This is a genomic window from Oscillochloris sp. ZM17-4 (assembly GCF_019599295.1).
GTDB lineage: Bacteria > Chloroflexota > Chloroflexia > Chloroflexales > Chloroflexaceae > Oscillochloris.
Window position 1 is genome coordinate 31,170 of record NZ_JAIEWN010000031.1, and the last position, 12,844, is coordinate 44,013.

The 12,844-nt window shown below is 67.2% G+C and carries 9 protein-coding genes; 3 read left to right on the forward strand and 6 right to left on the reverse strand.

Going from position 1 to position 12,844, the window contains the following annotated elements; all coding sequences use genetic code 11:
* Positions 1-5: 5 nt before the first annotated feature.
* The 4 genes from K2Z83_RS19480 to K2Z83_RS19495 form a co-directional block, all read right to left on the reverse strand.
* Positions 6-1,226 (reverse strand): FIST signal transduction protein, encoded by a 1,221-nt coding sequence (locus K2Z83_RS19480; RefSeq protein ID WP_220596853.1) that lies wholly within the window; start codon positions 1,224-1,226, stop codon positions 6-8.
* A 177-nt stretch (positions 1,227-1,403) separates the two neighbouring features.
* The gene (locus tag K2Z83_RS19485) at positions 1,404-2,627 is read right to left on the reverse strand and encodes a diguanylate cyclase (RefSeq protein ID WP_220596854.1); all 1,224 of its coding nucleotides are present in this window, start codon (positions 2,625-2,627) and stop codon (positions 1,404-1,406) included.
* Positions 2,628-2,784: 157 nt separating this feature from the next.
* Complete coding sequence (locus K2Z83_RS19490; RefSeq protein WP_220596855.1) at positions 2,785-4,266, reverse strand: S8 family peptidase; 1,482 nt, start codon at positions 4,264-4,266, stop codon at positions 2,785-2,787.
* 370 nt (positions 4,267-4,636) lie between these two features.
* Entirely contained in the window at positions 4,637-6,727 is a 2,091-nt protein-coding gene (locus K2Z83_RS19495) for a CapA family protein (protein ID WP_220596856.1), read from the reverse strand.
* Between the two features lie 153 nt (positions 6,728-6,880).
* On the opposite strand from K2Z83_RS19495, the gene K2Z83_RS19500 reads away from it, so the two are divergent.
* Complete coding sequence (locus K2Z83_RS19500; RefSeq protein ID WP_220596857.1) at positions 6,881-7,927, forward strand: phosphodiester glycosidase family protein; 1,047 nt, start codon at positions 6,881-6,883, stop codon at positions 7,925-7,927.
* On the opposite strand, the gene K2Z83_RS19505 is transcribed toward K2Z83_RS19500, so the two are convergent.
* On the reverse strand, positions 7,914-9,377 hold the full coding sequence (locus K2Z83_RS19505) for an LCP family protein (protein ID WP_220596858.1): 1,464 nt from the start codon (positions 9,375-9,377) through the stop codon (positions 7,914-7,916). The two genes, K2Z83_RS19500 and K2Z83_RS19505, sit on opposite strands and share 14 nt — an antisense overlap.
* 231 nt (positions 9,378-9,608) lie before the next feature.
* On the opposite strand from K2Z83_RS19505, the gene K2Z83_RS19510 reads away from it, so the two are divergent.
* Positions 9,609-11,987, forward strand: a complete 2,379-nt coding sequence (locus K2Z83_RS19510; protein WP_220596859.1) for a S9 family peptidase — start codon at positions 9,609-9,611, stop codon at positions 11,985-11,987.
* 154 nt (positions 11,988-12,141) lie between these two features.
* Here K2Z83_RS19510 and K2Z83_RS19515 read toward each other — a convergent pair whose 3' ends face one another.
* Positions 12,142-12,372, reverse strand: coding sequence for a hypothetical protein (locus K2Z83_RS19515; protein WP_220596860.1), 231 nt, complete (start codon positions 12,370-12,372; stop codon positions 12,142-12,144).
* A gap of 148 nt (positions 12,373-12,520) precedes the next feature.
* Between K2Z83_RS19515 and K2Z83_RS19520 the strand changes: the two genes are divergently transcribed.
* Positions 12,521-12,745, forward strand: coding sequence for a Flp family type IVb pilin (locus K2Z83_RS19520; protein WP_255604283.1), 225 nt, complete (start codon positions 12,521-12,523; stop codon positions 12,743-12,745).
* Positions 12,746-12,844 lie beyond the last annotated feature (99 nt).

The window sequence follows — 12,844 nt, forward strand, 5'->3', positions numbered from 1 at the left end:
AATCATCACGCCTCTGCTAGGATCAGCAGGACGCCGGTCCAGTCGAGGCCGCGGCTGCGCCCAATCAGGGGTGCCACCTCGACGCCCGAGTAGAAGCCGAGCAGCGGCACCTGGTGCTGGTTCATCACGGCCTGAATCTCGGCGGCCTCTTCGGTGAGCGTATTTGACATCGCGGCGCAGCGGCCCGCGCAGTCGATGTAGAGCGCGAAGCGCGGGGTATGGCCGGCGGCCTGGATCTTCGCCATCAGCGCGGTTGCATTCCGTCGCGCCGATGTGATCATCATGCCGCCATCGCGCAGCAGAAACTGAAACTCCGTCCCCGCCTCAAGGTCGGGCTCGAAGAGCACGATCCCGCCCCCGGGCGCCTCGCCGACAATCAGCCGGGCGACGTACTGGTCCTCCTGAAAGTCGCTGAAGCGGTCGCCGTGGTTGACCCCGATCGTTAGGCGGCGCACCGGCAGCTGCTCGCGCCAGCTGGTGCCGCCATACATCTCGTCGACCACCGCCGCGGCGGGCCGCCCATTGATCTCCATGATCACCGGGCCGTCCATCCGTGTGATCTGGTGGTAGACGCCGTCCATCAGCGAGCAGCCGTGGGTAATCGTCATGTAGGGCGCGATCGTGCCGCCCAGCAGCATCCCGACGACGGCCTGCTGCTGGACGCCCGACCCGTCGAACTGGATCGTCGCGCTAAAGTCCATGTCGCCGAGCAGCCCGGCGCCGATGATCGGGATGTCGAGCGGCAGGGCCGACTCGATGCCGGCGATCAGCGGCGGCGAGGCGTTCATAGCTGGCGGCGAGGCGGGGGTCGCCGGGGTCTTGATCGAGTCGTAGAACATCAGCAGCAGCTTGGCGGCCATGCTGCCGGCCAGTTGCTCGCCCAGGCGGCTCCCGGCCTCGTACTCGCTGCGGTCGATCCCGGAAGCTGTGGCGTAGCGAAACTCGCCGCTGTCCATCTGGAGGATCGCGACGCCGGCCGGCATGCCGTCATAGGAGATCTGGTCATTCGTGATGATCCCGATCGCCGAGCCGCCGATGATCGGCGCGTCGGCCCCGACAGCGCTGCGCAGCCCGCTATAGAAGGCCGTGGCGTCGGTGTCGCGCTGGACGAACGCCAGCACCAGATCCGCCGCGCTGATACCGCCGCGCCGCAGCGCGTCACCGCCTACCTGCCGGCCCAACTCGTACGCGTCTCTGGAGTTTCCATAGGCAATGCCAGCTCGCATAGCTACTATCCCTTCTGCGATGGTGTGTGGCGAGAATGCCGGGCTAGCGTGTTAAGGCCAGTATATACCTCCGGCGTGTCAGAATCTATATATGGCCCCCGGTGCCATCTGTCAATCATGTTTCGGGCACGTTTCGTGTAGCCGTCGACGCGACTGGTCGTTGGTAAATAGGCGCTCTCAGGAGCCCGTTAAGACCGACTGGCTCGCGTCGATGAGCACTGGCGCGCCAACCACGCGGTTGCGACCGGCCTGCTTCGCCTGGTACATCGCCTGATCGGCCGCCTCGACCAGATCTGTGGTGCTCTGGGACTCGCCGGGCTGGCACCTGACTCCCAGGCTCATCGTCACCTGGATGGGCTTCGCGCTGGTCGAGACCTCAAACTGCGCGGCCTCGACCGCAGCTCGGATCCGCTCGGCGATCACGTTCGCCTGGGCCGGACCCGTCTCGGGCAGCACAATCGCGAACTCCTCGCCGCCGAAGCGCCCGGCGAAGTCGGACTCGCGGATCATTTCGCCAATGATTCGCCCCATCCCCGCGATCACAATATCGCCCGCGACATGGCCATAGGTGTTGTTCACGTTGCGCAGATAGTCCAGATCGGCCATGATCAGCCCAAGCGGCCGCCGGAAGCGCTGTGCGCGGGCAAACTCCTCCTCGAATCGGCGGTTGAAGTAGCGCGGGTTGAGCAGCCCGGTCTTCTCGTCCGTCTGCGCCTCTTGCTCCAGGATGGGGACTTTCAGCGCGCGGTAGATCAGCACCAGCGGCGAGAGGGCGGGGAGGATCAGCCAGGGGTTCAGCTCCCAGAGGATGGCGATGGCGTAGCCCTGGAGCAGCAGGATCATATCGCTGATCATATTCTCGGCGCCGAGCATGCCGGTCTCGCGCAAGGTTCGCCCCCGCGCCAAGACCAGCGCGTAGCCGAGGAGCGCGTGGTTGATTATGACGAATACCAGCGCGGCGACCGCGCCAATCAGCACTGGGGCGAGCCCGCTCAGCGGCTGCAAGCTCATCGTCATATGCGCGTAGATCCAGCGGGCCGCCGAGCCGGCGATGATGTCCGTCGCAATATTGAACGGCTGGATGTACCAGTCACGCAGCCGATGGCCATCATTCATGCGCTCTTTCGCCCACTCAATCGTCTGATAGACGACCACCAGGATCACAAACTGCCATGGCTCAAGCAGTAGCAAGCCTGCGAAGACGAAGATGGGCGTGGCAAAATAGGCGACGTGGTTGGGTGCCTCGGCGACATACAGCTGTGCCAGCGAGGCGAGAACCGTAAGGCTGATAAAGGTCAGCCATTGAATATCCGCATATGAGCCTGTGAGCACCGCCTGCGCCGTGCAGATGATGCCTATAAGAAAGATAGTCCAAATATAGGCCCATGTGTGTTTGGACATAGCTAGACTCTCGTTCTCATGCCTACCACCTACATCCTTGTAGCGGCCTGCTCGCTGCGCCAATGGTGTTGGCACCATAGGAAAGTTGAAACAGCGAAGGGGGTAGGCGGCATTGCCGAACCCTACCCCCTCAATATACACCGTTAATCGTACAGAGCTATTTCGTCTTTGTGCGGGGCGGCGTCATGATCTGCGCCGACGTCGACCACTTGGCCGTCGACCACTTGGCCGTTGACCACTTGGCCGTCGACCACTTGGCCGTCGACCACGTGGTCGATGTCCAGGTGGTGGGTGAGCTGCCGTCATTATTGAGCTGGCTGATCGCGGTGCCGGTGTTTGCGCTCTGAGTCGTCGTGGCATCCACCGCCCGCTGGATGTTGATCTCGCCGGCCCCGCTTTGCGCTGCGCTCCCGATGGGCTTGGCGGTCGCCATCAGGCGGTACTTGACCTGATCCGGGGTCAGATTCGGCTCATCCTGCAGCAGCAGCGCCACCGCGCCCGCGACGATCGGCGCCGCCACCGAGGTGCCCGACATGGTGAAGTTACGTGTGCCGTTCAGCCCCGCAGTGACGTTCGCCGGGTAGGTTTGCGCCAAACTATTGTTCGGCACCGGCATCGGGGCGGTGATGCTCACGCCGGGGGCGACCAGATCAGGCTTTGCGAACCCGTCGATCGTCGGCCCGTAGCTCGACCAGGTCGGGATCGTATCGTCGTTTGGGCTGGACGTAGCCTTGTCATCAGCTGCGCCGACAGTGATCACAAACGGGTCGTTGGCGGGCGCGGCGACCGAGCCCGCGCCGCCATTGCCGGCGGCCACGACGACGACGATCCCGTTGAACCAGAGCTGCTCGACGGCCGCGTCGAGCACGCTGACGTGATACGACTCGACGACGCTATCGGTGAGCGAGATGTTGACGACCCGGATGTTATACTTCGCCCGGTTATCGTAGATCCACTGCATGCCGGCGACCATCGACGAGGTTGTCGCCGTGCCCTGGTTGAGGTCGTCGCTGACCTTAACGTTGATCAGGTTGGCGCGCGGCGCGATGCCGACGTAGGCATAATTCGAGGTGGAGCCATTGCCCGCGATGATCTGGGCGACCTGGTTGCCGTGGCCGTACATATCATAGGGCGTCTGGTTCCAGCCATCGTTGTAGCTGACGCTCGCAACAATGCGATCCTTCCAGGTCACATTGTCATAGAGATCCTGCTGCGGGTTGATGCCGCTATCGAGCACCGCGACGCCGATGCCCTGGCCGCGCAGCGGCGTGGCGCGATTCCAGAGCCGGTCGGCGCTGATCGTCTGCGGATAGGCGGCGGCAAGCCTGACGGGATCGATGCAGCCCTGCCCGGTACACGCCTGCTTGATCACCGGCGTGTCCAGCGAGATCCAGCGGATGCCATCAGCATTCGCAAGATGACGAATCACACCGGCCTGAAGCTTGGCCGAGAAGCCGTTGATGATCGGCAGATCGCGGACAATCGTGCCGCCCAGATTGGCCAGCAAGGCCTCGATCGACTGATCGTGGGTCTGCTTCTGGACAACCACGCTGATAACCGTGGAGGGCTGCTCAGCGGCGAGTTGGAGCAGCTGGGGGGCGGCGCGAGGTGTGAGGGCGGGGACACGCGGCGTGTCCAAGGCCAGCAGTGCGCCGCAGAGTGCGATCAGCGCGAGAGCTACAAAGAACCGATACCATTGAGTGGAACGTCGTGGTGGGTAAGGCATGGCGTTCATTTGACACCCCCTGTGTGGATGAGGCTCAGCCTGGCCGAGGTTACGGCGTTAAGGATGAGCAGGTTAGGTGGATGCTGAGGTCGCTGAAATAGGCAGCATAACACGCGCCCTACTCTATTGTACGCATCTTTAATAAACCAAAGCATACCTTGATAGGCAGGTTTAATGCAAAGATACTGCCCTCTCCTCACAGATGAATAAATTGTTATTTTCGCCTAAAGGTTCCTGCTAACGGCTGAGTCCCTGTGCCGATCTACACAGCCTCCAGACATCCCTACTGCCCGAGCAGCTGGCGCAGCAGATCGTCCTCGTCACCCTCGGGCGCGGCGGGCAGCGGCGCGGCGGGCGGCTCCGCGCGCGCGGCGCGGCGCTGGTAGTCCACCCCGGCGGCGAAACGCTCGTGGGCGGTGCGCTTGGGTCGGTAGCCGCGCCGGGTGCCGCGCCGCTGGTAGGAGCGCCAGTCGGCCACGGCGAAGGCCACCAGGACGCCCATCGTCACCAGCAGGGCGATGATCATCAGGGCCGGCAGCCACCCGCCCAGTCCGCCGGTGAACTGGGCCAGGGGCGCCATCAGCTCGGAGGGGACGGCCGCCCCGCCGACGGTGGCCCGCTGGAGGGCCTGCTGGCCGGACTCGGCCGTGGGCGCGGCGGCCGGCGCGGCCAGCCCGCAGACGACGTCGATGCCGGGGTACTCGCGGCCGAGCAGGCCGAGCTGCACCTGGCCAGCCACCCCCGGCGCCAGCTCGAACCGGGCCCGCTCGAAGTACTGCGCTGTCCGCGGCGCGCCCGCGTCGTCGGACTCCTCGATCGGCCCACTGATTGGGTAGCCAAACACCGGTAGCCCCCCATTCGTTTCATAGAAGACGCGGAAGCGCGGGTCGGCAAAGGTGTCGGGCGCGGCCAGGTCGGTGCGGCGGGTCAGCGGCGCGTCGGGGTAGCGCCGGGCGAACACCTCCGCGCCCACCTGGGTGCCGGCCACCCGGAAGGGCCAGTCGGCCTCGGGGTGCAGCTCAAGCCGCTGGCGCTCGGTGTAGAGCACCTGCGTCGGCGTCGCGCAGTCGCCGGCCAGCTCCTCGCGGGCCGGGCCGAGCGGCAGCCCCAGCACGGCCAGGGCGCCGCCGCCCAGGCTGCGATAGTGCTGGGCGAAGTCGCCGGCGATCGGCGTGTCCGGCGCCTCGGCGAAGGTCAGGCTCGGGCAGACCGAGACCCGCCCGCCGGGGGGCGGGTCGGCCGGCAGCTGGCGCAGGCCCTCGGGGTCGCGCATCATCTGGCGCACGTGGGCGATCACCGCCGGCTCTGCGCCGGGCGGGATGGGCGCGGGGCGGGTGTCGCCGTCCACGTGGATCGTCGGCAGGTAGCGGTAGCCCGTCACCCGCACGGCGCCGTCGGCGGCGCGGGAGAGACCCACGTAGAAGATCACCGAGGTGGCGCTGAAGGACTGGGCCTGGAATGCGCCCTGGGAGGCCAGGAAGTTGGCCAGCGAGTAGATCACCAGGGCCTTGCGCCCGCCCACATCGAGGATATCGACCGGCTGGAGCGTGTGGGGCTGCGCGCCGAGGATCACATCTGCGCCGGCCTCGGCCAGCTGGCGGGCCATATCGACCTGGCTCGGCTCCGGGTAGAACACGTACTCCTGGCCCCAGTGGGCCGCCACGACCACCAGGTCGGTCTCGCGCCGCGCCAGGGCCACGGCGTCGAGGATCTCCTGGCGCAGCGCGCCGCCCTGGCCGATGTCGTCGCTGGTGAGCAGCCGGTTCACCTGGCCGCTCGGGTCGGGGATGCCGTTGGTGCCCCAGGTGGCCGAGATGAAGCCGATGGTGATGCTGGCGCCGCCCCGGCTGAGCGTGATCGGCAGGTAGGGCGGACGATCCTCGGCGTCGCTGCGCACCGCGCCGTGCTGCTGGATGCCGCTCTCGGCGAGGACGCTCAGGGTCGCGTCGAGCCCCTCTGGCCCCTTGTCGAGGATGTGGTTGTTGGCCGTGGAGACTAGGCCGACCCCGGCGTTCTTCAGGGCCGCAGCGAGGGCCGGGCTGTAGTTGAAGCTAGGGTAGCCGCTGATGCCCGCCCCGGCCAGCATGGCCCCGTCGAAGTTCGTGTAGGCCAGGTCGGCGGCCTGGAGGAAGGGCCGCACCCCATCGAAGAGCACATCGTAGCCCTGGGCCTCGCCCACGGCCTGGATGTTCTCGTGCGGGAAGGTGTCGCCCGTCGCGGCGAGGGTGAACTCCGCCCCGTCGCCGGCGCCGCACATGTTGGCCGCCGGCAGCGGCCCCTCCAGCCCGCCCGCGCCCTGGGCGGCGGCGGGCGCGGGCCACGCGGCGATAAGCGCGGATATGGCGAGGGTCGCGACGATCATCCGGCGCAGCATAGGCAGTCCTTTGGATCACGAAGGACACGAAATGGGACGGAAGACACGAACGCGAACGGGCGCACAGTATAGCACTTTCGTGCTATATTACCATATAGTCGCATAATACGTGTACAATACCGCACAACAAAGCATTCAACATTCAACATTCAAATGCTCACCCAGCGCAACCTAGCCCTGGCCCTGCTCGTGGCAATCGCCGCCGCCCTCCTCGCCGTGCAGGTGGGTCAGGCCAGGCCCGCCGTGCTCTCGCGCTGGGGCGAGGCCGTGGCCGACCAGGCGTCGGCCGGGCTGGCCGGGAAGGCCGATCTGCTGGCGGGCATGGCACTGCCGGCGCCGGCCCGCCCCGCCGTGGCCGGGCTGGATGCCTTCAACGGGGGGAGCGCCCTGCGGGACTCCGCCGCCGACGGGGCCGTGCAGTCCTTCCGCCGCGCCCTGCCCGGCGGCGGCACCCTGGACTATGTGGTGGTGCGTCTGGTCGCGGGCGTCCACGTCGGGGTGATCAGCGCCGACGGGGCCACCCCGGACAGCGATGCGGCCGGCGACACGGTCTGGGCCGATGGCGGGCGACACCTGCAGCCCGTGGCCGAGATGGCCGCCGCGCCCTACGCCGCCCGCGAGGGGATGGAGCTCGTCTTCGCGATGGCCTTCGGCTTTCATGGCGACTCCCGAACCTCTGATGAGGGCAGCGTCGTGGTCGACGGGGTGGTCCACCGGGTCAACGCCGGGCGCTCGACCGTCTGCGTCACCCCCGACCGACGCGCCGTCATCGGCAGGTTCAACGCGTCCGACCTGGCTGGCTGCGCCCAGGCCGCCGGGGCCGGCCCGATCATCCTCTGGCAGAGCCGCGTCGCCAGCCTCGCCGCCGACCGACCCAGCGACGACATGCTCCCCTTCAACCCGCTCGGCGAGGACTTCAGCCAGATCGACTGGCGCAAGAAGATCTACGCCGGCCGCTACCCCAAGACGGCCATCGGCGTCGGCGAGCTCCCCGGCGGCGGGCACTTCCTGGTGCTCGCCACCGCCGAGGGCGCCCTCGGCGAGGAGATCGCCCGCGCCCTGCGCGAGATGGGCTGCTCTGACGCCCTCGGCGGCGACGATGACACCTCCACCCAGGCGGTCTGGCGCGGCCGGCCGGTCTGGGAGCGCCCCGGCCGCCCCGTCCCCGACGCCGTCGCCGTGTACGTCACGGCCCCGTAGGGGACGCCGGGCCATTCACCAGCTGACGAGCGAGCGCCTTCACCGCGCCCTGGTCCGCGAAGGTGGCGTAGGGGTCGTCGGCAAGAACCCCCTCGCTGACCATGGTCTCGTCCAGGGCGTAGCGCTCCACCGCGTCGGGCGAGACCCCGCGGAAGGCCCAGGCCAGCCCGAGCATCTGCTCCGGGCTCATGTCGGTCTGGATGTCGTCGCGCAGCGCGGCGGTCAGGTCTGAGATCATCTGCACCTGGGTCAGGATGTCGCGCTGGCGCACCTGGTCGAGGATGGACAGCAGCACCTGCTGCTGGCGGCGGTTGCGGGCGTAGGTGCTGTCCATGTGGCGGATGCGGGCGTAGATCAGGGCGGTCTCCCCGTCCATATGCTGCGGCCCAGGCGCGAACGAGGCCACCATATAGCCGTAGTCCATCGTCGGGTAGGCCGGGTCGTAGAGGGCCTCGGGCACGTCAATGTCCACCCCGCCGATCGCGTCGACGGCGGCGGTGAAGGCGTGGAAGTCGGTGCGCAGCACGTAGGTGATCGGGATGCCCAGGTACTCGCCCACGGTGCGCCGGGCCAGCTCCACGCCGCCGCCCAGGGCCGGGTAGAGGTCGCCGTACACCGTCGCCGCGTTGATGCGGGCCTGGCCGTAGCCGGGGATGGGCACGATCAGGTCGCGCGGCAGCGAGAGCATCGCCACCCGCTGCCGCTCCGGGTCGAGGTGGAGCACCACCACCGCGTCGGAGCGGGTCGTCCAGCTCTCGCCGGGCCGGCGGTCGCTGCCGAGCAGCAGGATGTTCAGCGCGCGGCCCGACACGGGGGCGACCGGCGCGGTGGGCATCAGGGTGGGCAGGCGCGGGGGCGCGCCCCCAACGACGCTCGGCAGCATGATCGGCGTCGGGCTCGGCACAAAGCCCACCGGCGCGCCGGCGATGGTCGGCGCGGCCGAGGGCGCGGGCGGCGGCGGCTCGGCGCCGGTGGCGGCGGTCGGGCCGGCGGCGGTACCGGTAGAGCCGCCCTGCCGGGGCATCTCCACGGCACCGGGCGTCGCCACAGCTGCGACGGCGGGCACGCGCAGGGCCGGGGTGGATGTCGGCCCCGTCGGCGCGGTGATCTGCATCGCGGCCACGTTCTGGCGGATGGTGTAGGCGGCGTAGGCCACCCGCCCGAAGGAGACGCCCACCAGCAGCGCCAGCAGCGCCAGCAGCGCCAGCAGCACGGCGCGCAGCCCAGGCCGCCGCAGGGTCGGCCTGGGCGCGGGCGACGGCCCAGCGAGCGCCGCCGGCGGCGCGCCGAGCAGATCGCCGAGCAGGGCCATATTCTCCCGCTCGATAGCGGCCCGGCACGGCGCGCAGCCCGTCAGATGAAAGCCCAATGCCACCTGCTGCTGGCTCTTCGCCCCTGGTCGCACCCCGGCCTTGATCAGCCGCCGTGCCTCGTCACAGCCTATCGACATAGATGGTACCCCCGGTGAGGTTGCGGAGACACCTGCAAAGAAGCAGGGCCGCGATCAGCGCATCAGGGCCGCCGCGACAGACCTGATGAGCGTCAGGACACTATACCATTCTCGCTCTGAATCTGGTATGATAGCTGCGGTTCTTTCCATGTTGTACCGTCCACACACCCCTTCTTCCGCCCCCATCGCAGTGTCTCCATCTGTATACGTGTGTGCAAAGGAGCAGAGTCTATGCGTCCATTTCGGTGGCTGCCTGTGCTGCTGGCCTCCGTTCTGCTGCTCGGGGTCGCGCCGGCCCTGGCCCAGGACTCGAAGACAACAACGAAGAATAATATTGTCACGGTTCAGCCGACCAGACGGGATGAGGATCTCCCGACCGTCCTCGGCGAGGAGGATGTCGCCAAGATCGACCGTCTCCAGAGCGACCTCGTCGTCACCGTGCCCTCAAGCCCGGTCAGCCCCGACGACCAAGTCGTCTTCGTCACCTCCGGCGACCAGCTGGGCTTCCTGAACATTAACGACGGGAGCACGGTCGAGCTGCCGGCCGATGACCTTGGCCCCTTCCTGCCGCTGCCGCTGCTCGGCATCTCACAGTTCACATGGCTCGACAACGAGACCCTCGGCACCCTGGCGCTGAACTTCGCCGCCACCACCCAAGACGAGACGCTGGTGCTGCTCGGGATCAACCGCGACACCCTTGAGCTCAGCGGCGACTATGTGACCATCCCCCAGGATCTCGGCATCGTCTCGGTCTCGCCCGACCTGATGCACTTCCTGGTGGTGCTCGTCCCGCCCGACGCGATGAGCTCCGGCGGCACCGCCGCGATGCTGAAGACGACGAAGGTGCAGATCGGCATGCCCCAGGTCGAGGTGGCCAGCCGCGCCGAGACGCCGCGACTGCCGCGGACCCTCCAGGCCCGCGCCGCCCAGGCCCGCACCCAGTTCGCCGGCCTGCTCGACCGCTTCAAGCTGATGCAGGACACGCCCCCGCTCGACACCAGCGTCACGGTGACAGAGAAGACCCTCGATATCCTCACCTACAACGCGCAGACCGGCGAGCGCAGCTATGTGACCACGGTGCCCGAGGCGACCGGCCTCTTCGGCGAGGCCTGGACGCCCGACTCCTCGCGCCTGGCGATCTCCTTCTACTCGCTGCGCCAGCCGGACGACCCGCGCCCGGTGTACGACGGAGCCCTGATCTCGGAGATCTTCTACCGCGACTCGACCGGGAACATCCCCCCGGCCGAGAACCCGCTGCTCCAGAACAACAACACCTACACGATCGATGTGAACAGCCACGAGGTGAAGATCCTGCGCGCGGCCGGGCCCGGCGCCCCGCCCATGCTCGCGGCCGAGGCCTGGTCGCCCGACGGCGCCACCCTGCTGGTGAAGGCCTTGTACCCGGCCAAGCTGAAGGGCCGCAGCTACCCGATCTACACGCCGCAGTTTAGCGAGCGGGCCTCCTACCGCTTCTACAACAGCGACATGCAGATGACCGGCGAGCTGAACACGAACATCCTCTCCTCCGGCTCTTTCAGCGAGGGCACGGCCCTCTTCGTCTCGCCGGACGAGGTGATCTTCCGCGGCGTCGTGGGCAGCGACCGCCACCCCTACTACTACAACCGCGTCTCCGGCGAGCTGCGCAACCTCGGTGATCGCGCCGGCCTGTTTGGGGCCTTCGTCAGCACCCACAGCTCGCGCCAGATCGTGCTGGTCTACCAGTCCTTCACCAGCCCGCCCGATGTCTACCGGCTCGGCTGGGACGGCAAGGGCTTCTCGCGGCTCACATGGATGAATGAGGAGCTGCGCCAGTACGCCAACCTGCGCCAGGACCCGGTCAGCTTCAAGCTGCGGAGCGGGGTGACGCGCGTCGGCACGCTCATCCAGCCAGCCGACGCGACCTTCCCGCCAAAGAATAAGCCGCTGATCGTCTGGCAGGAGGGCGGCCCTGGGCCGGCGATGTTCAACTCCTGGGCCACCAATGTCGAGAACCCCTACAGCCTGCTGCCCACCTTCGGCTTCCCGGTGCTGGTGGTGCCGCTGGCCGGCCGGCCCGGCTACACCCCGGCCAGCTTCAACTCCCTGGTCGATAATAGTAACTTCGGCCAGATCGACATCGACGAGCAGGCCGAGATCGTCGGCCAGATGGTCGCCCGCGGCTGGACGAACAAGGCCAAGGTCGGCATCGTCGGCTGCTCCTACGCCGGCTACTTCACCTGGCAGAGCGTCATCCGCCACCCCGACACCTACGCGGCCGCCAACCCGCAGTGCTCGCTGGTGGACCTGATCACCGAGTGGACCCGCGGCTACGACGCCCTGGCCCCCTACATGGAGGGCCTGCCGCCCTACAACAACAACGCCGAGTACCGCAACGACTCGCCGGCCTACAACGTGGCCAAGGTCAAGGCCGCGGTGCTCTCCTTCCAGGGCAGCGAGGACTTCCTGCCGGTGGTGCAGGGCGAGAACATGCACCTCCAGCTCTACAACGCCGGCAAGAATGCGAAGATGCTCAAGTTCATGGGCGAGGGCCACGGCCTGCAGGACCCGAAGAACCAGCTCTACGCCGCCCAGCAGCAGCTCGACTGGTTCAGGACCTACCTGAAGCCATAATCATCACTGAGGGGCTGAGGCACTGAGGCACTGAGCAAGCGGGGCGGGGCGACATTGTCGCCCCGCCCCGCTCTCGTCTCGGCGTCGATGACCAAGCCTCAGCGCATCAGTAGCTCAGCGCCTCAGTAGCTCAACGCCTCAGCGTCTCAGTGCCTCAGTGATGCTTTCTCCGCTCGGCGCGGTAGGTGCCGATGAAGACCACGGCCAGCAGCGGGATGAGGTAGGGCCAGATCTCGCGCTCGTCCTGGAGCTGCCGCCACACCGCGCGCAGCTGCACTAGCAGCGGGTAGCGCGCGAGCTGGGTCTCGACAATATTTGCGGCCTGCCGCTTCCAGATCGGATCCTGCGGATCCGGCTCGTCAGGCTCATTCCGGCGGCTGAACATAGAGTCTCCTTAATTGCGTCGCGCCTACGGGCGGGCATCGTAAGTATATGCTGCTGCAAGTACCACAGTACTATATGCGGGTTTGCACATGAGTCATATAGTACATGATAACGTCCACTTTACACAACCTCCCAGAAAGGAGACTCCTATGCGGCGGACGTTACGCCACCTACATCCTATCGCCGCAGCCGTTCATCGTTGGCTGGCCGCTCTGCGCTCTGCGCTCTACACAGTCGCGACGGGCCAGGGCCTTGTCGAGTACGGCCTGATCCTGGTGCTGATCATGGTCGTCTGCGTCGCGATCATCGGAATGGTCGGCCAGACGATCAGCCAGGTCTGGTACGACAGGCTGATCAACGGGTTCCCCCACTAGCTCTTATTCACCTCTTATTCCACCGCGCGGGCGGCCCTATGGGCCGCCCGCGCGGTTTTCGTCCCGCCCGGTGAGGGCGTGGGGCGGTGAAACCGCCCC